General features: G+C 41.8%; 21 protein-coding genes and 7 tRNA genes. 11 read left to right on the top strand and 17 right to left on the bottom strand.

The window, feature by feature from the left end; all coding sequences use genetic code 11:
- Positions 1–105: 105 nt before the first annotated feature.
- From PGQ33_RS12475 to PGQ33_RS12460, 4 genes are all read right to left on the bottom strand, one after another.
- Positions 106–537, bottom strand: a complete 432-nt coding sequence (locus PGQ33_RS12475; protein WP_195508796.1) for a flavodoxin — start codon at positions 535–537, stop codon at positions 106–108.
- Positions 538–590: 53 nt separating this feature from the next.
- Entirely contained in the window at positions 591–1,190 is a 600-nt protein-coding gene (locus tag PGQ33_RS12470; RefSeq protein WP_117834697.1) for a DUF3793 family protein, read from the bottom strand.
- Positions 1,191–1,442: 252 nt separating this feature from the next.
- Entirely contained in the window at positions 1,443–2,474 is a 1,032-nt protein-coding gene (locus PGQ33_RS12465) for a 3-deoxy-7-phosphoheptulonate synthase (protein WP_055156021.1), read from the bottom strand.
- Between the two features lie 26 nt (positions 2,475–2,500).
- Positions 2,501–3,526 carry an alpha-hydroxy-acid oxidizing protein gene (locus tag PGQ33_RS12460; RefSeq protein WP_270205834.1) on the bottom strand — a complete coding sequence of 342 codons (1,026 nt, stop codon included), beginning with the start codon at positions 3,524–3,526 and terminating at the stop codon, positions 2,501–2,503.
- A 179-nt stretch (positions 3,527–3,705) separates the two neighbouring features.
- Between PGQ33_RS12460 and PGQ33_RS12455 the strand changes: the two genes are divergently transcribed.
- The gene (locus PGQ33_RS12455; RefSeq protein WP_270205833.1) at positions 3,706–4,800 is read left to right on the top strand and encodes a DUF4352 domain-containing protein; all 1,095 of its coding nucleotides are present in this window, start codon (positions 3,706–3,708) and stop codon (positions 4,798–4,800) included.
- A gap of 115 nt (positions 4,801–4,915) precedes the next feature.
- Here the strand turns inward: PGQ33_RS12455 and PGQ33_RS12450 are convergent, their stop codons facing one another.
- The 5 genes from PGQ33_RS12450 to PGQ33_RS12430 form a co-directional block, all read right to left on the bottom strand.
- Positions 4,916–7,489, bottom strand: a complete 2,574-nt coding sequence (locus PGQ33_RS12450) for a YfhO family protein (RefSeq protein ID WP_270205832.1) — start codon at positions 7,487–7,489, stop codon at positions 4,916–4,918.
- Positions 7,476–8,432, bottom strand: a complete 957-nt coding sequence (locus tag PGQ33_RS12445) for a glycosyltransferase family 2 protein (protein ID WP_118218556.1) — start codon at positions 8,430–8,432, stop codon at positions 7,476–7,478. Before PGQ33_RS12445 ends, PGQ33_RS12450 begins: the two co-directional genes overlap by 14 nt.
- A 158-nt stretch (positions 8,433–8,590) precedes the next feature.
- Positions 8,591–8,764, bottom strand: a complete 174-nt coding sequence (locus tag PGQ33_RS12440; RefSeq protein WP_055247602.1) for a hypothetical protein — start codon at positions 8,762–8,764, stop codon at positions 8,591–8,593.
- 27 nt (positions 8,765–8,791) lie between these two features.
- Positions 8,792–10,138 carry an FtsW/RodA/SpoVE family cell cycle protein gene (locus tag PGQ33_RS12435; RefSeq protein ID WP_270205831.1) on the bottom strand — a complete coding sequence of 449 codons (1,347 nt, stop codon included), beginning with the start codon at positions 10,136–10,138 and terminating at the stop codon, positions 8,792–8,794.
- Positions 10,125–10,466, bottom strand: coding sequence for a PadR family transcriptional regulator (locus PGQ33_RS12430; RefSeq protein ID WP_008373042.1), 342 nt, complete (start codon positions 10,464–10,466; stop codon positions 10,125–10,127). Before PGQ33_RS12430 ends, PGQ33_RS12435 begins: the two co-directional genes overlap by 14 nt.
- A gap of 505 nt (positions 10,467–10,971) precedes the next feature.
- On the opposite strand from PGQ33_RS12430, the gene PGQ33_RS12425 reads away from it, so the two are divergent.
- From PGQ33_RS12425 to PGQ33_RS12400, 6 genes are all read left to right on the top strand, one after another.
- A tRNA-Glu gene (locus PGQ33_RS12425) sits at positions 10,972–11,043 on the top strand.
- A gap of 35 nt (positions 11,044–11,078) precedes the next feature.
- A tRNA-Thr gene (locus PGQ33_RS12420) sits at positions 11,079–11,151 on the top strand.
- A 28-nt stretch (positions 11,152–11,179) separates the two neighbouring features.
- Positions 11,180–11,253, top strand: a tRNA-Ile gene (locus PGQ33_RS12415).
- 19 nt (positions 11,254–11,272) lie between these two features.
- Positions 11,273–11,346, top strand: a tRNA-Asp gene (locus PGQ33_RS12410).
- Positions 11,347–11,368: 22 nt separating this feature from the next.
- A tRNA-Val gene (locus PGQ33_RS12405) sits at positions 11,369–11,441 on the top strand.
- A gap of 26 nt (positions 11,442–11,467) precedes the next feature.
- Positions 11,468–11,553: transfer RNA gene (locus PGQ33_RS12400), tRNA-Leu, on the top strand.
- Positions 11,554–11,661: 108 nt separating this feature from the next.
- Here the strand turns inward: PGQ33_RS12400 and PGQ33_RS12395 are convergent.
- The 3 genes from PGQ33_RS12395 to PGQ33_RS12385 all read right to left on the bottom strand — a co-directional run bounded on the left by PGQ33_RS12395 (position 11,662) and on the right by PGQ33_RS12385 (position 12,905).
- Positions 11,662–11,805 carry a hypothetical protein gene (locus PGQ33_RS12395; protein WP_270205830.1) on the bottom strand — a complete coding sequence of 48 codons (144 nt, stop codon included), beginning with the start codon at positions 11,803–11,805 and terminating at the stop codon, positions 11,662–11,664.
- Between the two features lie 342 nt (positions 11,806–12,147).
- A complete protein-coding gene (gene trxA / locus PGQ33_RS12390) occupies positions 12,148–12,456 on the bottom strand; it encodes a thioredoxin (protein ID WP_055247598.1) in 309 nt (102 codons plus the stop codon).
- Positions 12,447–12,905, bottom strand: coding sequence for an RrF2 family transcriptional regulator (locus tag PGQ33_RS12385; RefSeq protein WP_117824793.1), 459 nt, complete (start codon positions 12,903–12,905; stop codon positions 12,447–12,449). Before PGQ33_RS12385 ends, trxA begins: the two co-directional genes overlap by 10 nt.
- Positions 12,906–13,100: 195 nt before the next feature.
- Here PGQ33_RS12385 and PGQ33_RS17045 point away from each other — a divergent pair, with 195 nt between their 5' ends.
- From PGQ33_RS17045 to PGQ33_RS12370, 3 genes are read left to right on the top strand one after another with little or no spacing between them, the layout of a single operon-like run.
- Positions 13,101–13,454: a DUF4118 domain-containing protein gene (locus tag PGQ33_RS17045; RefSeq protein WP_243272032.1), complete on the top strand. Its 354-nt coding sequence runs from the start codon at positions 13,101–13,103 to the stop codon at positions 13,452–13,454.
- Positions 13,432–13,746 carry a sensor histidine kinase gene (locus PGQ33_RS12375; protein WP_270205829.1) on the top strand — a complete coding sequence of 105 codons (315 nt, stop codon included), beginning with the start codon at positions 13,432–13,434 and terminating at the stop codon, positions 13,744–13,746. Before PGQ33_RS17045 ends, PGQ33_RS12375 begins: the two co-directional genes overlap by 23 nt.
- Positions 13,731–14,249 (top strand): response regulator transcription factor, encoded by a 519-nt coding sequence (locus PGQ33_RS12370; RefSeq protein WP_270205828.1) that lies wholly within the window; start codon positions 13,731–13,733, stop codon positions 14,247–14,249. Before PGQ33_RS12375 ends, PGQ33_RS12370 begins: the two co-directional genes overlap by 16 nt.
- Positions 14,250–14,422: 173 nt before the next feature.
- On the opposite strand, the gene PGQ33_RS12365 is transcribed toward PGQ33_RS12370, so the two are convergent.
- The 4 genes from PGQ33_RS12365 to pdxS form a co-directional block, all read right to left on the bottom strand.
- Complete coding sequence (locus PGQ33_RS12365; RefSeq protein WP_173826560.1) at positions 14,423–14,698, bottom strand: EamA family transporter; 276 nt, start codon at positions 14,696–14,698, stop codon at positions 14,423–14,425.
- Positions 14,699–14,744: 46 nt separating this feature from the next.
- The gene (locus tag PGQ33_RS12360) at positions 14,745–15,281 is read right to left on the bottom strand and encodes a DMT family transporter (protein WP_270205827.1); all 537 of its coding nucleotides are present in this window, start codon (positions 15,279–15,281) and stop codon (positions 14,745–14,747) included.
- A 114-nt stretch (positions 15,282–15,395) separates the two neighbouring features.
- The gene (gene pdxT / locus PGQ33_RS12355; protein ID WP_270205826.1) at positions 15,396–15,968 is read right to left on the bottom strand and encodes a pyridoxal 5'-phosphate synthase glutaminase subunit PdxT; all 573 of its coding nucleotides are present in this window, start codon (positions 15,966–15,968) and stop codon (positions 15,396–15,398) included.
- Complete coding sequence (gene pdxS, locus PGQ33_RS12350; RefSeq protein ID WP_117559477.1) at positions 15,968–16,846, bottom strand: pyridoxal 5'-phosphate synthase lyase subunit PdxS; 879 nt, start codon at positions 16,844–16,846, stop codon at positions 15,968–15,970. The genes pdxT and pdxS overlap by 1 nt, the downstream gene beginning before the upstream one ends.
- Before the next feature lie 119 nt (positions 16,847–16,965).
- Between pdxS and pdxR the strand changes: the two genes are divergently transcribed.
- Positions 16,966–18,366 (top strand): MocR-like pyridoxine biosynthesis transcription factor PdxR, encoded by a 1,401-nt coding sequence (gene pdxR / locus PGQ33_RS12345; RefSeq protein WP_270205825.1) that lies wholly within the window; start codon positions 16,966–16,968, stop codon positions 18,364–18,366.
- A gap of 110 nt (positions 18,367–18,476) precedes the next feature.
- On the opposite strand, the gene PGQ33_RS12340 is transcribed toward pdxR, so the two are convergent.
- Positions 18,477–18,548: transfer RNA gene (locus tag PGQ33_RS12340), tRNA-Asn, on the bottom strand.
- Between the last annotated feature and the right edge of the window lie 128 nt (positions 18,549–18,676).

The following is an 18,676-nucleotide window of genomic DNA, read 5'->3' as shown; positions in this document are numbered from 1 at the left end:
TAGCTTTTAATTTTTGATTTTTATTTGTTTTTGATTCGATTATAATTTTATTTGATTATTTAGCTTTTTCGGTTTTCTGTTTTATTTAAAAGGTATTCGTATCTCTTATAATCCAGCCACCTCCCTGCCGAGTGACTCACACTCATCTATTGCATCTGCTCCCGGTGTTCCGTGGCAGATAAGTCCTTCTCCGCCGACAATCTGTGCGCCAGCCTGTTCCATTCTTTCAGTCCATGTACGCATCCATTCGCCATCTCCCCAGTCATAGGATCCAAACAGGGCAACCTTTTTTCCTGATGCAAATCCTTCCAGTTCAGATACAAACGGTTCTACCGTTCCGTCTTCCAGTTCTTCAGCTCCCATTGCAGGGCATCCAAGTACCCAGACAGCCTGATCTTTTAAATCAGCAGGCGAAATAGTTTCCATCGGTACTACATCAGCACTTTTCCCTGCTGCTGTAATTCCTGCTCCAATTGCCTGTGCCATTGCTTCTGTATTTCCTGTTCCGCTCCAGTATGCTACACAAATATCACTCATTTTTAAATTCTTCCTTTCTTTTTTCTTTCTATCATCTACCAGGTTTTATTCCTTTATGCAGGCTGTATGTCAAATGGCTGTCTCACGCTTCTTGCTGCATGCCACAGATCCTTTCCTGCCTGCATTTCCCTGATAAATTCCTCTTTTACAACGTTGTAGATAGAAAACATTTTCTTGCGTTCTTCTACGTTCTCATACACTTTCCAGTATCCCTGATAAAGGAAATCTTTTCCGTTGTGCTCAATAAACCCTTTCACATCTGCAAGTGGATATCCGAGGAAAATTCCAAGTTCATGTGGAAATTCTGCACTTCCATGCTGATATCCTTCAAATCTCAGATTCATGATCTGAAGCATCTGCGGAAACTCAAATCCCCGATAGCCAAGTGTATCAAGAAATTCGCTGTATTCTTTTTTTCCAATGATTTCAAGAATCTCTTCTTCTCTGTAGATCAGCCATACTTTTCGGACTCCGCCGTCGCAAAGCATGCTGTATGAAATTCCCATCTCTTTCAGACTTTCCGCAACTTCCTTTTCACTTACATTTTTCAAGGTCAGAATATTGGATGGCTTTACACCGGTCAATACCGGAGCACACTGCCATGCAATTTCCATCTGAGCAGATGTCTGTACATCTTTCTGCATCCAGTTCATGTTGTTTTCCTCTTGTATGAGTTTGTTTAAATTTATTTTAGTTAGCTTTTTCTAACTATTTATAGTCTACTATATGAGTGGGATTTTGTCTATAGGAATTTTTGAAAAGTTTTCTCATTAACCCGTAATTTATGTTTTTACAACATACATTCTATCTGCCCTGGAAATATATCTTACTGTAATTTTGTAATTATTTCTGCAAAAAAAAAGTGTATCAAAGTTTTTCAACCTTGATACACTGTATTTTTACAATTAACAGTCTTCCGCAATCTTATCAATCAGTCTCACTGTATCTTCCCATCCAATACACGGATCCGTAATCGATTTACCATATACCATATTTCCGCCGATATCCTGTCTTCCTTCTACCAAGTAGCTTTCTACCATTACACCTTTGATCAGTTTTTTCAGCTTTGAATCATAATTTCTTGTGTGCAGTACCTCGCTTACGATTCTGAGCTGTTCTTTGTACTGCTTGTTAGAATTGGAATGATTGGCATCAATGATCGCTGCAGGATTCTTCAAATTCTTCTGCTCATACATATCCAGAAGTCTCTTGCAATCCTCATAATGGTAATTTGGAATCGTTGTGCCATATTTATCCACGCCGCCCCGCAGGATCACATGTGCCAGATCATTCCCACCTGTCGTCACATCTTGCCCACGATAAATGAAGCGGTGCGGTCCCTGTGCTGCAACAACAGAATTGAGCATTACCGATAAATCTCCACTTGTCGGATTCTTCATCCCAATCGGGATATCCATTCCGCTCGCAGTCAAACGGTGCTGCTGGTTCTCAACCGAACGCGCACCAATCGCTTCATAAGAAAGAATATCATCCAGATAACTTCTGTTCTCCGGATAAAGCATCTCATCTGCTGCTGTCAGATAAGTCTCCTGCATGGCTCTGATATGCATTTTACGGATTGCAATGATTCCGGCAAGCAGATCCGGTGCCTGCTCCGGATCCGGCTGATGCAGCATTCCCTTGTATCCCTCTCCGGTTGTACGTGGCTTGTTCGTGTAGATTCTTGGAATGATCATCAGCTTATCCGATACTCTGTCATTTAACTTTGCAAGCCTGTTCACGTACTCACATACCGAATCTTCATTGTCCGCCGAACATGGTCCGATGATCACCACGAATTTGTCTGATTTCCCTGTAAAAATATCACGGATCTCCTCATCCCGCTTCGCCTTGATAGCTTTTAATTTATCCGATAACGGATATTCGTTTTTCAGGTCTGCCGGTAATGGCAGCTCTGCGTTCACTCTCATTCCCATTGTATTATCCTCCTGCATGTATTTTTCTAGTCCTGATAATATCTTACCATATCTCTTGTAATTTCTGAAACAGAATGTGCACCGCACATCTGCATGGCATCTTTGAGTTCTGCTCCCAGCTTATCAATGTAAAGCTTCACACCTTCTTCTCCACCGCCATAGACAGCTACAACGAACGGCCGGCAGATCAGTACACCGTCAGCACCAAGTGCAAGTGCCTTGAAAATGTCTGTACCAGAGCGAATCCCTCCGTCAACCAGAATCTTCATAGAACCGTTCACTTCTTTTACAATCTCTTCCAGCACTTCTGCAGTTGCCGGACACTGATCCAGCACTCTTCCTCCGTGATTAGATACGATGATCGCATCGGCACCTGCTTCTTTTGCTTTTCTCGCGCCTTTCGCTGTCATCACGCCTTTGACGATAAATGGTCTTCCAGCCATCTTCACAATCTCGGAAAGCTCCTGTACATTCTTGCTTCCTGCCGGCGGATTCATATTTTTCAGAAACGGAAGTCCTGCCGCATCAATATCCATCGCTATCGCAAATGCTCCTGACTTCTTCACCAGTTCCATCTTCTCCCGGACAGTATCCAGATTCCAAGGCTTTACTGTAGGTATCCCGCATCCATCATTTTCACGGATTGCCTCCGTTGCAGCCTCCATTACCTTTGCATTCACTCCATCTCCGGTAAATGCGGCGATTCCGGCATCTGCACAGGCTGATACCAGTACATTATTATAAGAAACATCATCATACCTGTCACTGTAGTGCAGATTCACGGCTCCAACCGGTCCTGCAAAGAACGGCATCTTAAATTCCTTTCCAAATAAATTCACAGAAGTGTCTGCCTCTCCGCCATCACAGATCGTATCCATGTTCACGCGGATCTCCTGCCACTTTTTATAATTTCTGATCGCAGTATCACCAACACCTTTTGCGCCCGGTCCCGGTATCTGGTTTTTACATGCTCTTCCATCACAAACCGGACAGGCTTTGCAGTAAATCCCCATAGATAATTTTGCGTTTTCCATCATTTCCTGATATGTCATATCATTCCCTGCTTTCTTTTGTTTTCCTGTATCTGACAGCTTCGACTTTCTGCCACGTTACTTAGTCAGTATGATATCACTTTTCTGTCTGTTCGACAAGAATACCTCCTTGTTTTTGACAGGATTTTCCCCTATAATAAAAACAGAACACTTGAATCATAAAGGAGACTTAACTTAGAATGAAATGCCCTGTATGCGGTCACAAAGTCCGCCCCAGCAAAAAATATCCCGGCAAATATCTCTGTGATACCTGCCGTAAAAGATTTCCGGCATCCGCTGTGATTCCGGATGATACAGATACCCGAAGTGCCAGATCTTCTGCCCATAAGCATGGATCTGTTTCCAGAAAAAAGCGCCCGGCTGCCAGACAGCAGGCTTTTTTCGACGATCCCCTGAACGGACCGGAGATCTACCACAGCACAGCTGCTGCCATGCGCAGCATGCGTAAAAATGTTCCGGAAGCAGAAGAAGCAGAAGCTCAGAAGAAAACCACTGAAAAAAAAGAGACTGAAAAAGTTTCTACAGACAAACCCTTTTCCGGAAATGAATCCTCCGTACAGGAGCATGCTCCAGTTCCAGAACCAGTTATCAGCTCCGGTCAGGAAGATGAACCTGCTGCCAAACCAACGCCAGTTTCCAAAAACGATACTGCAGGCACAAAGTCCGATGTATCTTCTGATGATGTAACTTCACCAGACCAGCTAACAACCCCCAAAAAGAAACACAAAAAAAGTCTGCCGTTTATCATCTTGATTCTCATCCTGATCATTATTGCGGTTATATTCCTTTTTTCCAAAATGCACACTTCTTCTGACAATTCTTCCGGCACTTCAACACCGAAGAAGACAGCTGATGCCACCAAAGAGATCTATAAGCAAAATGAGACCGCCGCATACAATGGCATTGAGATCACGATGGACAGCTACGTAGAATCCGAAGGAGATGACTGGTCTGTCCCGACAGAAGGCAATGAATTTATGTTTGTCCATATGACAATTGTCAATCAGACATCTGATGATCTGGTCATCAGCAGTATGGCAAGCTTTGAAAATTATTGTGACGATACCAAACTTGACTACAGTGCAGCTGCATTTACTGCTCTTGCAACCACAAGCGACCAGCCAAAGCTCGATGGAACGATCGCTCCCGGCGAAACCCTGGAAGGATATCTTTCTCTGGAAGTCCCACTGAACTGGTCTACCATCGAAATCCGATATACCGATAAGATCTGGTCTGATGATGCCGTTCATTTTCAGATCAAGCGCCAGGAGTAAACTACTACCTGCAGATACATGGATGGCAAAAACAAGCTTCTTCGGAATTCTCTGTCAAATAAAAAAGGATGCAGCTCTAAGACTGTATCCTTTTTTATTTCAGAATCTTAAAGATTCACTCCGCGCATTTTTTCTTTCTTACTGCCCCTGCGATCACACTCAGAACGCCAAGACCTGTCAGTATCTTTCCTGCTGTCACTCCAGGCGCATGATACAAAATTCTGATTTTATGTTTTCCTGCTTCCAGATGAAATCCCAGAAACGCTTTATTCACTTTTTCACATTTCACCTTTACGCCATCTATCGTCATTTCAAACCCTTTATCAAACGGAATGGACGTAATGAACATTCCATCCTTCTGACTTTTGATTCTCCCCTGGATCAGATTCCCTTTCGTCTGCTCTTTATCCACCCTGAATACACTCTGATAAAGGCCGGTATCTTCATTTAATACGCCGTTATATGCACTCATATCTTTAATCGTATACTCTCCTTTTCCAAGAGATAAACAGACCGTTTTCTGCCCCTTTTCCAGTCCTACTGCATAGGTAAATACGGTATTTCTGTTATAATACACATGCTGGATTGACGAAAGTTTATTGCGCTCTCCTTCCAGGGATATTTCGATATCCTCTTTCGGTTTTTTATTTTCGATTCGAAACTGTACAAACAGAACTCCATCTTTCTCTTCCTGTTCCGGGACAGCCACTTCGAACTCCTGTTCCTTTTTCATTTTCACCTGATATCCGTTTTCAGTCGGGACAACCAGTGAAATTCCGTTATTCTTTTCCGGAATCCGAAAATCACATTTCTCTATGTCTTCTGCCAGTTTTTCTTTCACCTGTCCTGCCGATACAGTTCCGTCCTTTGTCACAGCATATCTGGTAAATACCAGCTGATTATATGGGAAATCCAGTCTGTCATATTCCGCTTCCGACATCGTCTGATCCGTCTCATAGGCAATCGGTGCTGCATTTTCATCACAGTACACATCCCCTCCCCCGGTCATCCACTTTTTCTCATATCCCGGTATATTCTGACTGGAGATCAGATATTTCACTCCCATCAGCTGTCTGAATACCGGATTCTGCGAAACCGACTGCATCAGAAAATTTCGGTACGGCTGCTCTACCTGAAAATCATTTTTACGGAAATTCTGGTAATCAGCATTATAGGAAGATGAATACAGAGATGTAATATATTGCTCACTGTTCCACACACGATTCAGATTTTCCGCATTTTCCTCTTCATTTCCAACCTGCTCGACCCGGTAGAATCCACTATCTGATGTAATTGCCTTGTCCACAGCTTTCCCGATGGACCGGCTGGTATCTTCCTCATACGCTTTCCTGCTCTCCAGATTTCCACTCTTTTCCCAGGAATAGCTTCCGGTGACAATAAGGCTCAGGATCACCGGTCCCAGAACGGCTACTGTCAGATACTTCCGAATCCATGCACTATACGCTTGTGCCACGCAGATCAACAGTGTTATGACCGCATCCAGCAAAAGTAGTTTCCAAAGGACTTCGCTTTTCACATCATCCTTCTTCAGATAAATATATATGATAATTGCCAGACATGGAAGAAGCATCCAGATTCTCGCTATTTTCTGATTTTTCAGCTTCTCCAGATATTTTGCCGTAAGATAGCACAGAAGCGGCAAAAACGGGATCAGCGACTTCGGTCTGATATAAAGTGCACCATTGAGCAGATACGAAAAAAACGGAACTGTCAGCACCACCAGACAACCAAGCGACAGGATCTTCTCATAAGCCTTTTTATAAAAAAGTCCGGTCAGCAAAATAATCAGCATCAGACAGCTAAGTCCCGGTCCATATGCCCCATACAGAAATTTTTCCAAATTGATCTGCGGTGTCAGAAGCTGCCAGATATCTGTTTTTTCTCCCTTGCTTCCGCTTCTCCCGAGAAGAGCCATCGCAGTCGGCACAAGAAGAACTCCTGCAAGCATGATTGCCGTCAGAATCCTTCCTGCAAACCGCAGTCCGTCACCTAGAAATCCTTTTACCGTAATCATCTCTTCTGCCCGCTCTTTTGTCCTTGCATACCGGTAAATTCCATATAGACCAAGCGCCAGTATTCCACCGATGCTGAAATAAAAGCTTGTCATAATCATCAGAAAGGTTCCGCCGATCAGCAGATCGGATTTTTTCTGTTCAAAATATCGGTCGATTCCCAAAAATGTCAGACAAAGAAATGGCATATAATTTACAAACATAATCTGATGCGACGACTGATAGATCATAGGTCCTGCGAAAAGAAACATCAGCGCTGTCATCCCGCTTACCGCAGCTGTAAATTCCCGGCTTTTCAGCCACCGGTACAAAATTATAACCGCTGCTGCCAGACATACAATACTTGCCACCATCATATAATCTGACATCTTCACATTCGGCAGAAGATAACCGATCAAAACGACCGGACTAAACAATCCATAATAAGAAAAATTGTAAATATTCTGACCACCGCCAATATTTAATGCAAACTCAGGAAAAAACTGCCCTGTACGATAAAACTGCTGCCGGAAATATTCCGGGAACACACTGTGCTGACTGCTCCAGTCCACCTTTGCCCCGAAAATATTTCCTGCGCCTGTAGAGTACAGACAGGCGGCAACCGTAAGCAGGATCAGTGCCATTTCCCATAGCAGACCTTTTCTACGTTCTTTCATGCTTCTGCTCCTTATCATCGCTGGAATCCTTTAAAATAAAAATCGGACGTTTCTTCGTCTCAAGATAAGTCTTTGACAGATACTCCCCTACAATTCCGGTACAGAGAAGCTGTACTCCGCTGACCATGAAAATAATACAGGCAAGTGACGGCCAGCCGGATACCGGATCTCCCCAGACCAGCGTCCTTATTACGATTACTGCGATCATAATAAAGGAAAGCACGCAGAACAGTACACCCACTACCGAAGCCAGTGAGAGCGGTGCCACTGAAAATCCAGTAATTCCCTCCACCGAATATTTAAACAGCTTCCACATGGACCACTTGGTTTTTCCGGCAGAGCGCTCAATATTATCGTACTGCAGCCATTTTGTACGGAATCCAACCCAGCCGAAGATTCCCTTTGAAAAACGGTTATACTCGCTCATTTCCAGAACTGCCTGCACCATCTTCCGCTTCATCAGCCGGTAATCTCTCGCTCCATCTACAATCTCTGTCTTTGAAATAGCATTGACAAATTTGTAAAAGCTTTCTGACAGGAAAGAACGGATACGTGGCTCTCCGGTTCTTGTGACCCTTTTTGTCGCTACATTGTCGTATCCATCCTCCTGCAGGATCTCATACATCTCAGGTAATAGCGTCGGTGGATCCTGAAGATCTACATCCATAAGTGCAACATAATCGCCTTCCGATGCTTTCAGTCCTGCATAAATCGCAGCTTCCTTTCCAAAGTTTCTGGAAAATGAAAGATATCTGCACCTGCTATCCTTTTCATTCAGGTCTTTCATGATACCAAGCGTCGCATCTGATGAACCATCATCTACAAAAATCAGTTCAAATACAACATCCTTCATCTCGTCCATTACACGGCACATTTCTTTATAATAAACAGGCAATGCCTCTTCTTCGTTATAACATGGTACTACTACCGAAATCTTATCCATATTCTTCACCTCGGAAGTAGAGTTTACTCTCTTTTTATTAAATATGCACATCCATTTTCCTTAATATTTTCTGAAAAATTTCTAAACAGAAAATTACACTTTGAAAAAAGTGTGCTCCGGCACTTTCCAGTCCCAGGGCACACACATTTTCCATACCTTTATTCAACAATTGTATACTGAAGTAATTCATAATGAAGGCGGCTTCCTTCCCGGATCTCTTCCGGAAGAAGTGCTCTTGCTACCATCTTTGCCTCTTCCTCTGGCAGATTGGTCCGCTTCAGCATCGCATAATCTCCATCGATTCTCTCTACAATATAATCACAAACCAGCATCTTGTTCCTCCTCTTTTTTCTTCTATCTTAGCTCGCCACCGCTCTTTTTTCAACTACAAGCTCAGGAGTTACATTCTGATGCCGGTAAATACTCAGCAAAATTCCCATCAATACTGCTGAAACCATCTGGCCACTTCGTCCATATCCGAAGAACAGACACCAGGCTCCCTGACCGAACCTGGATACCCCAATGTTCGCCAGCAGTGATAACAGAAACTGAATTGCCAGAACCATCACACAGCCAAATCCCATCATCATACCAAGCTGGTTCTTCTGCTTCAGCGCGCTTCTTAAAAACCAGCACAGCAAACCGGCAATTATTGCAATACAAAGAACCATCACAAGAATTCCACAATACCCCGCAATTCCAAGCATCATATAATCCGCGGAACTGATACGGTCCCCAGTCCAAAAGTCCTCTACTCCGGTGGCGCGTCCAACTGCCATACATTTCGACAGCAGTTCCCGTACTGCCCCAAGCGTTGTCCCTTCCATCATTTGTGACTTATTCACTGCAAACATCGCCAGGATACGGCTTTTCTGATATTCCGCACCAAAGAAGAAAAAATATGCCAGTATGCCAACCGGAACTCCAACAACACTGATACCTATTCCGGTCATCACCTTTGTAACCGCAACCTGATACCATCCCTTTTCCAGTGCCAGCATCAGCATAAAGACACAGGAAAGTCCAACCGTCCCTGCCATCACAAGATCCGGACAGGTGATCAGAATCCCTGCGATAAGCAGCATCCAGACTATGGCTTTAAGAACAGCACCATATCCTTCTCCCCGGTACCGATACAACACTGCACCATACAATGGAAGAAACAGCCAGCTCATCAGCGAAAGACTTACACTGAAACCGCCGACTCCAATCCATCTTACTGCACCGTTAATCTGAAGGGCAAAAAAATGTCTCATCAGAACCATAAACAACAGATAACTGCCTGCCAAAAGCCTTGCGTGCTTCCCGATCCAGCTGTAATCCATATAACACACCAGGATCATAACCGAAAATGCCATCGCAAGCCGGAATATCTGCCGGATTCCTGCGATATATCCATAACTTTCATTCTGTTTCAAAAAGAAAGCTGCAAACATTCCACTTAAAATCTGCATCAGAGCGATTACAAAAATTACTTTCCATGGCATCTTCGGTCTGTGGATCTGATCCATCTCCACTCCGACTTCCACCGGATCACCCATCTCCTCCACAGCTGCCTTCTCAGCTTCTTCTTCCTTCATCCCTTCTGCCATAAAAGCCTGCTTTTGATCTTCAATATGATCTTCTACTTCCTTTGCAATAACCGGACACATTTTCTTGCAACGGATCTGACCGGTCATCAATTCCAGATAATCACGCCGTTCCAAAACACACACCTCCGATCACCTGTAAAATAGCTTCCGAATACTCTTTCCACTCTTTCTTTTTTGCCTGATACTGCTTTTTCCCATCTCTGGTAATCCGGTAATACTTCCTCATCTTTCCACCGGCCTCCTGCTCATATACGGTAAGCCATCCCTTTTCTTCCATAGAATGCAGTAGCGGATATAAGGTTCCCGCTTTTAGTTCAAATACATTGTTTGACTTTCCTTTCAACGTATCGATCATCTCATATCCATACATATCCTTCTCTTCCAGAAGGCTTAAGATCAAAAGAGTCGTACTCCCTGATATCAGACTTTTATCAACTGCCATTTCTTTCTCCCTCCTTATATCGATTATCTATATACTTTGTACCTTCATATTATATCGATAATCTATATACGTCAACTGTTTTGCTGAAATTTATCTCTTCTTCAGAAGTTTTTAAGATATTTCAGGATTTCTTTATCTGCCCGTCACATTCTTTCCATAATTTCCCGTTATACTAAATGCATAAAGTTAAGGGACGCCGGTAATCCTATATGATATAAACTCTGTAAGATTATCAGGATGTCCGCCTAAAAAATCAGGCATATGTCTTTGACCTATACCTTTTATATATATCTTCTCTCTACTCTGCCGATACAGTTTTGTATCGGCTCTTTTTTTCATCTTATGAATTTTCAGCTTTCCGACACAGATATTCCTCATTTTCTCCTTAAGCTAAAAATTTAGCCGAAAAATTTTATTTTTTTCAAAAAAACACTTGTCAAAATCATATAGTTATGCTATTATAATTTTCGGTCACTGTTATAAAACAGTTCACCAAAATAGTTTTGGCTCCGTGGTCAAGCGGTTAAGACATCGCCCTTTCACGGCGGTAACACGGGTTCGATTCCCGTCGGAGTCACTTGGTTTAAGCCAATTGTATATACACAGCAATATGCCGATGTGGCTCAATTGGCAGAGCAGCTGATTTGTAATCAGCAGGTTATCGGTTCGAGTCCGATCATCGGCTTTTGTCCTTAGTGGGACGTATTTAATTTGGACCTTTAGCTCAGCTGGTTAGAGCAATCGGCTCATAACCGATCGGTCCCGGGTTCGAGTCCCTGAAGGTCCACTTTTTAAAAATTTCATATGGCCCGATGGCTCAGTTGGTTAGAGCGCCGCCCTGTCACGGCGGAGGTCGTGGGTTCGAGTCCCATTCGGGTCGCTTAACTGATTATTCAGTTTTCGGGATCATAGCTCAGCTGGGAGAGCATCTGCCTTACAAGCAGAGGGTCATAGGTTCGAGCCCTATTGGTCCCATTTTCATTATAATTTCATAATGATATGCCGCAGTGGCGGAACTGGCAGACGCCCGGGACTTAAAATCCCGTGGGTAGTGATACCCGTACCGGTTCGATTCCGGTCTGCGGCATTAAGTAAAAAATAGGAGAAACGTTGAATTTACAGCGTTTCTCTTTTTTTCGCAACAAAACGGGAGAGCAAAATCCCCATACTCTCCCATCTTTCAGCTCATCCATTCTTATTCTTCAACAGCCCACTTCTCAATCTGTTTCATAAATTTCTCATCTTCTGAAATAACTTTTACCAGCTTCTTATAATCAATTGCCATAAGTCCCAGTAGTCCAAATCGGGTTAATCTTTCTTTGTTTATTGCAAAATTCATAACTCTTCGTTGACACATGTAAGCGATTCGACTACCTGTGTATGCCGTAATCCAAGCTGTATCCTTATCAACTCTGAGTTTCATCAAATTCTTTATACGATTCTGTGGGGTTTTCCATTGCTTCCAGATACACATACGCAGCCTATAACAAATTCTTGCATCTAGTTCTTTACTACAGCTTCCTTCAGATTCCACCTCACAATGGACACCCTGTTCGGCTATATACTTCCTTGTTACCTAGGCGTATTCGGGACTTTCACCCGTTAGAGCGCGCCCATGGTGCGCAAACTACAAAAAGGATGTGCCTTGGCACATCCTTAGATAACTTATTCTATATTCTGCTTACCGAATCAGCTGTTCCAGTTCACTCTTTTCCTGAACTCCTAAAGTTCTCTCTGCGACCTTTCCATCTTTGAATACGAGAAATGTCGGAATTGACATTACCTTATATTCTCTGGCAAGCGCCATCTGCTCATCCACATTCACCTTACCTACCTTTACATCTGTAAGCTCCTGTGCGAGTTCGTCAACAACCGGTCCCATTGTCTGGCATGGTCCACACCATGTTGCCCAGAAATCTACCAGTACTGGTTCTTTTGCATTTAATACTTCTTCTTCAAAATTCTCTGTTGTTAAATTGATTACTGACATGATAGACATCCTCCTGTTTCATTATCTTTTTCTTCTTTAATGGCAGTAAGCCGTTCCTCTACTTTCTGGATCGTGATTCTTTCCAGATAATCATTACAGCTCCTGTTCATCCCTGTTACAAGTTCGTCCATAACTACAGACATCCCACTTGCAACCAAACACTTTTTATCCGGGTTTCCTGAACGCCAGGATGCTTTTACAAGCGTATTCTCCAGTGCATCACTGATCTGCCTCAGCGTAATATCCGAATTTGCTTTTGCGATCCGGTAACCGCCTCCCATGCCTTCTCTTGTCTCGATCAGACCGGCTTTTTTTAGTTTTCCCATCACTTTGCGTATACATACAGGATTTGTACATACATTATCTGCGAGTTCTTCACTTGCGATAGTAGCATTGCTGCGATCCAGAAATACAAGTGCATGAACCGCTATTGCAAATTCACTTGTCACGCTTCTCCCCTCATTTCTTATATGTTGAACTGTAATTTTTTTAATTACAGTTTATACTGTAAGAATATCACATACAGTTTGCCATGTCAACCTCTTTGCCTGGATTTTGTTATGATTTTTTATCTCTGTTGACATTTGCGAGAAAATATGATAGTTTTTTGTGAAAATTTTGTTTATTTATGAGGATTATCTGCTATGAATAAATTATTACATAACAATACACTTTTTACACTCACACTACTTGGCATCGCGACCGCACTTGCCTTTCTTTTTTTCTCATTCGTTTCTGAAAATACTGCAAACATCGCATTACTTTATATTATTGCCCAAATCTTGATTGCACGATATACGAACGGATACCTGCACGGGCTCTTTTCTTCTGTTTTCTCCGTAATCTGTATCAATTTCTTCTTTACCTATCCGTTTTTCCGACTGAATTTCACATTGAGCGGCTATCCGGTCACATTTATCGGAATGTTGATCATTATATTGCTCACCACAGCAACCACTTCCTCTCTTCTGTCTGATGGTTCCATCTTATCAGTGTAACAAGACTCCGGAGCTTACCGTCACTGATCATCCAGACCACGTAACCTTCTGTGTCAAAGATTTCGGACATGGTCTGAACCCGGACGTTATTCCGGATATTTTCAGTGGCATCTGCCACAATACTGGTTCCGTTGACTCCCACAAGGGTATGGGAATCGGCTTATCAATCTGCAAAACGATCATTGACGCACACAATGGTTATATCGAAGCCAAAAACCACACCAATGGTGCTTTATTTCTGTTTACATTACCAAAAGAAGAGGATGAAAACATTCCATGCAGCCAAAAGTAAATATCCTTTTTATAGAAGACGAACGAAATATCCTTACTTTTGTTAGAAAGCTGTTATATGGGCACAATTATAAAGTAACAACCGCCATAACCGGTACTGAAGGTCTTCAGCTGATAAATTCTATCTGTCCAGATCTCATTCTCCTTGATCTTGGGCTCCCGGATATGGATGGTCAGACAATCATCCGGCAGGTTCGTGAATGGTCCGACTGTCCAATCATCGTCATCTCTGCCCGTACAAATGAACATGAAAAGGTAAAAGCTCTCGATCTTGGCGCGGATGATTATATCACCAAACCATTCGGTTCCGCCGAACTCCTTGCACGTATCCGCACCTCACTCAGACACAGTACCCGGATGAATACCTCTTCAGATCAACTCTTCCACCCTTACAAATGTGGTGAGTTAATACTCGATTTTGAAAAACGTACCCTGACTATCAGTGGAAATATCGTTCATTTGACTCCAATCTCTTTTCAAATTACATATTTTCTTATAAAATGACTTTATCAAAAGAAATACAAAGAACTGGAGTGAGAGAGACATGAATATTGGAATGTTACTTTTGGTTATAATTGGAGGCTTTGCAGGTCTTTTTTCTACACTTTATATTTGTATCAGTCTTCCATTCACCATTATATGGAAGATTTATCGCCGGGTTGCAAAAGGCATCCCGATTATGAAATAGCTGTTTCGTTTAACATCCTAATTCCAAATATTTCTCCTGCTGATAAGGTTTCTTTATATAGTATTACACCAATCAAGGTAGCTGCAACTGGCTCAACTGATGCCAAAATAGAAGCTTTTCCATTATCTAAATTTTTAAGACCGGCAGTATACAGGCAAAATGCAAGCACTGTACTTAAAAAACCAAATAATAATGACCATCCTATCATATTTATGCTTGCGCAGCTTACTTTGATCACTTTTTCAAAATTGCATAAAGGAATCACACCGATTGCTGCAACAAAAAAAGTATAGAACGAAATTGTAAAACTATCATATCCTTTTTTTTAATGCAAAGCGACCAAAAATTGAATACAATGCATATCCAAATCCAGCACCAATACCTATTAAAATTCCTTTTCCACTAAGTGCCTGTGAACTTCCAATAATTCCTGTAACAAACACGCAACCGACAAAAGTCAGTACCAAAGCAATTGATTTTCTTACTGTAAATTTTTCATGAAATAATAAATACGAAAGAACCATAACGAAAGCCGGTGCCGTATAAAGAAGTACCGCTGCTACAGAGAGTGATGTCATCGTAATCGCTCTGAAATAACAATAATTAAAAAATACAATACTTAATAATCCAGTTCCCAGAAAACACCACAAATCCCTGAGTTTTATCCTTAATAAGCTTCTGTTATAAAACAGCAAAAAGAGAAACAATATGCACATCGTGGTAATTGCTCTTATAGCAACAATATCCAGCGATCCTAATCCACATTCTTTAAACTTGCGGACAAAAATTCCCATGCTTCCCCAAAGTATCCCTGCCAGGATTACCATTCCTGATGCAAGTTTTTTCATGATCCTGCCTCCTTATATCCAAAAAGGATGATAACGCAACAAGTATTGTTGCGCAATCACCCTCGAAATACTATTTTTACTATAATACAAATATGCAGGACTGTCCAGTGTAAATCAGACTAACTCTTTTACTATATCTAAAAATTTTTGATGGATCCTGATATCTTCATCCAGTTCCGGATGAAACGCAAATGCAAGCTGATTGCCATATTTTACACCAACCGTTTTTCCTTCAACAACCGCAAGAACTTCCACATCCTTTTCAGCAGACTCTATATATGGTGCCCGGATAAATGTCATTGGTACAATTCCAATTCCTTTTACCTCAGCTTCCGCATGAAAACTTCCAAGCTGTCTTCCATATGCGTTTCTCTTTACGCAAACCGGTAAAGTCCCAAAATGTTTTAGTTCATCATTTTCCAGTTTTTCAGCAAGAAGAATCATTCCCGCACAGGTTGCCAGTACCGGCATTCCATTCTCAATTTTTTCTTTCAGGATCTCGTACATTCCAAGTTCTCTTAAAAGTTTTCCCTGAACCGTACTTTCTCCTCCTGGAAGAACCAGTCCGTCAAAATCCTGTTCCAAATCTTCTGCCTTTCTAAGCTCTACACAGTCAGCTCCAAGTTTTTCAAGCATTTTTTCATGCTCAATAAAAGCTCCCTGCAATGCCAATACGCCTATTTTCATTATTTTCCTCTTTCTGCCATCAAAAGTTCAATTTCCTGCTCGTTAATTCCTACCATGGCTTCTCCGAGGTCTTTTGAAAGCTCTGCAATCAGTTTTGCATCTGTATAATTTGTCACCGCCTGTACAATTGCGGATGCTCTTTTTTCCGGATTTCCAGACTTGAAAATACCAGATCCAACAAATACACCTTCTGCTCCAAGCTGCATCATAAGTGCTGCATCTGCCGGTGTAGCTACACCTCCTGCCGCAAAATTTACCACCGGAAGTTTTCCATTTTCATGTACATATGCTACCAGTTCATATGGAACCTGAAGCTGTTTGGCCGCCTCAAAAAGTTCATCTTCCCTCATACTTGTAAGCTTTGCAATCTCGCTGTTCATCATTCTCATGTGACGGACTGCCTGTACAATATCGCCGGTTCCAGGTTCTCCTTTTGTACGGATCATTGCCGCACCTTCATTAATCCTCCGAAGTGCTTCTCCAAGATCTCTTGCTCCACATACGAATGGCACTTTGAATTCCCTCTTGTTAATATGGTAAACATCATCCGCCGGCGATAGCACTTCACTCTCATCAATGTAATCAATTTCAATCGCTTCCAGAATCTGAGCTTCCACAAAATGTCCAATACGGCACTTAGCCATAACCGGAATGGATACCGCTTCCTGAATTCCCTGGATCATTTTTGGATCACTCATACGTGACACACCGCCTGCGGCACGAATATCTGCCGGAATCCGTTCCAAAGCCATAACAGCACAAGCTCCTGCAGCTTCTGCGATCTTAGCCTGCTCCGGTGTCGTTACATCCATAATAACTCCGCCCTTTAACATCTGTGCCAGTTCTTTATTTAACTTATATCTTCCGTTTTCGCTCATTTTAATTTACCTCCAACTGTTTACGAATCTGATAGCATCGATTATAATATCTTTGTGACCATTTTAAAATTATCAAAATAAATATATTCAATAAGGTCAGATTCACAGGAGAATACATAATGTTGACATATACTTTCACAAATATAGGGTCAGATTCCCTTTATCAACACTTATATAAATGTATCAAAAATGACATTTTACAGGGAAAACTTGGTACTGGCGAGCGTCTCCCTTCCAAACGTCCATTTGCGAAAAATCTGGATATCAGCGTCATTACCGTTGAAAATGCATATGAACAGCTAATTGCTGAAGGATATATCTATTCCATTCCGAAGAAAGGTTTTTATATATCCGATTTAAAAAGAGAACCTCTCTTCTCCCATACATCAAAAAATAAAAATATTATTTTGTCAAAACCAGCTTCCGCTTATATTGCAGATTTTTCCAACAACCAAACAGACAGCCAGATTTTTCCTTTTACTATATGGGCAAAAACCATGCGTGAAATTTTAAATGAAAATCAGGAACAGCTTATGATAAATCCGCCCTGTGGAGGTATTTTAGAACTGCGTACAAGTATCGCCAGCTATCTTCAGGAATTTCGCGGAATGCATGTAAGACCAGAACAAATCATTATCGGTGCCGGGACGGAATATCTCTACAGTCTTCTCATACAACTTCTTGGAAAGGATCTTACTTATGGGCTGGAGAATCCCGGATATCCTAAAACGGCGAAAATCTATGAAAGTTTTCATGTTCCATACCACTATATTGATATTGATAAAGAAGGCATTTCTGCATCTTCACTGGAAGATCAGAATATCTCTGTCATTCATATTTCACCGTCTCATCACTTTCCCACCGGAATTGTAATGCCGATCAGCAGACGATATGAACTACTCGGATGGGCTGCCAGGAAAACAGACCGATATATTATAGAAGACGATTATGACAGTGAACTTCGTTTATCTGGAAAACCTGTTCCTACGCTGCAAAGTATTGATGTTTCCGATCACGTAATTTATATCAATACCTTTACAAAAACACTGTCTTCTACTGTCCGAATCAGTTATATGATCCTTCCTGAGACACTTGCAGAAAAATATTATGAAACTCTTTCCTTTTATTCCTGCACGGTTTCAAATTTTGAACAATATGCTCTGGCTAAATTCATGGCGAATGGCAGCTTTGAAAAACACATAAATCGTCTTCGAAACTACTATCAGACAAAGCGGGATTCTATTTTATCTACTTTTAAAAACAGTTCTCTGGACAAATATATTACGATCACAGAAGAGGAGTCCGGTGTCCATTTTCTAATGCATATCAATACACCTAAGACCGAAGAACAGCTTCTGCTGGCAGCGCGCTCCAAAGGAATTAAACTTGCTCCTCTATCCGCCTACTATAACGGTTTTGCTGACTCTTCTGTTCTAAATACTTATGTAATGAATTACTCTTCTATCAACCTGAATAATCTTGACCAGATTGCTGAATCTCTATACCAGATTGTTAAATAATGAAATCAACAATCCCTCTGTAAACGTAACGTTCTACAAAGGGATTGAATTCATGAGATTACTGATTTTTCGCAAACAAAAAACTGTAAGCAACCGCTTACAGTTCTCAACTCCCCGAGTTGGGTTCGAACCAACGACCCTTCGGTTAACAGCCGAATGCTCTACCGCTGAGCTATCGAGGAATATTAAAGATACTTTCATGTACCTTCAAAACCACATACAAATTTAAATCTTTACTTCATCCATTCTTCCTTACCCTGTCCTACCTTCTTGGTTATGCCCTCGACCGATTAGTAACAGTCAGCTCCAT

The organism is Coprococcus sp. AM100_B19A, assembly GCF_027662015.1.
GTDB lineage: Bacteria > Bacillota > Clostridia > Lachnospirales > Lachnospiraceae > Allocoprococcus > Allocoprococcus comes.
Note: the sequence above shows the minus strand (reverse complement) of the source record. Positions and strands in the feature narration are given on the sequence as shown.

Excerpts from the sequence above, each read along its gene's own strand:
- PGQ33_RS12475 (WP_195508796.1), bottom strand. The coding sequence starts at position 537 with ATGAGTGATATTTGTGTAGCATACTGGAGCGGAACAGGAAATACAGAA.
- PGQ33_RS12470 (WP_117834697.1), bottom strand. The coding sequence starts at position 1,190 with ATGAACTGGATGCAGAAAGATGTACAGACATCTGCTCAGATGGAAATT.
- PGQ33_RS12465 (WP_055156021.1), bottom strand. The coding sequence starts at position 2,474 with ATGGGAATGAGAGTGAACGCAGAGCTGCCATTACCGGCAGACCTGAAA.
- PGQ33_RS12460 (WP_270205834.1), bottom strand. The coding sequence starts at position 3,526 with ATGACATATCAGGAAATGATGGAAAACGCAAAATTATCTATGGGGATT.
- PGQ33_RS12455 (WP_270205833.1), top strand. The coding sequence starts at position 3,706 with ATGAAATGCCCTGTATGCGGTCACAAAGTCCGCCCCAGCAAAAAATAT.
- PGQ33_RS12450 (WP_270205832.1), bottom strand. The coding sequence starts at position 7,489 with ATGAAAGAACGTAGAAAAGGTCTGCTATGGGAAATGGCACTGATCCTG.
- PGQ33_RS12445 (WP_118218556.1), bottom strand. The coding sequence starts at position 8,432 with ATGGATAAGATTTCGGTAGTAGTACCATGTTATAACGAAGAAGAGGCA.
- PGQ33_RS12440 (WP_055247602.1), bottom strand. The coding sequence starts at position 8,764 with ATGCTGGTTTGTGATTATATTGTAGAGAGAATCGATGGAGATTATGCG.
- PGQ33_RS12430 (WP_008373042.1), bottom strand. The coding sequence starts at position 10,466 with ATGGCAGTTGATAAAAGTCTGATATCAGGGAGTACGACTCTTTTGATC.
- PGQ33_RS12395 (WP_270205830.1), bottom strand. The coding sequence starts at position 11,805 with ATGAATTTTGCAATAAACAAAGAAAGATTAACCCGATTTGGACTACTG.
- trxA (WP_055247598.1), bottom strand. The coding sequence starts at position 12,456 with ATGTCAGTAATCAATTTAACAACAGAGAATTTTGAAGAAGAAGTATTA.
- PGQ33_RS17045 (WP_243272032.1), top strand. The coding sequence starts at position 13,101 with ATGAATAAATTATTACATAACAATACACTTTTTACACTCACACTACTT.
- PGQ33_RS12375 (WP_270205829.1), top strand. The coding sequence starts at position 13,432 with ATGGTTCCATCTTATCAGTGTAACAAGACTCCGGAGCTTACCGTCACT.
- PGQ33_RS12370 (WP_270205828.1), top strand. The coding sequence starts at position 13,731 with ATGCAGCCAAAAGTAAATATCCTTTTTATAGAAGACGAACGAAATATC.
- PGQ33_RS12360 (WP_270205827.1), bottom strand. The coding sequence starts at position 15,281 with ATGAAAAAACTTGCATCAGGAATGGTAATCCTGGCAGGGATACTTTGG.
- pdxT (WP_270205826.1), bottom strand. The coding sequence starts at position 15,968 with ATGAAAATAGGCGTATTGGCATTGCAGGGAGCTTTTATTGAGCATGAA.
- pdxS (WP_117559477.1), bottom strand. The coding sequence starts at position 16,846 with ATGAGCGAAAACGGAAGATATAAGTTAAATAAAGAACTGGCACAGATG.
- pdxR (WP_270205825.1), top strand. The coding sequence starts at position 16,966 with ATGTTGACATATACTTTCACAAATATAGGGTCAGATTCCCTTTATCAA.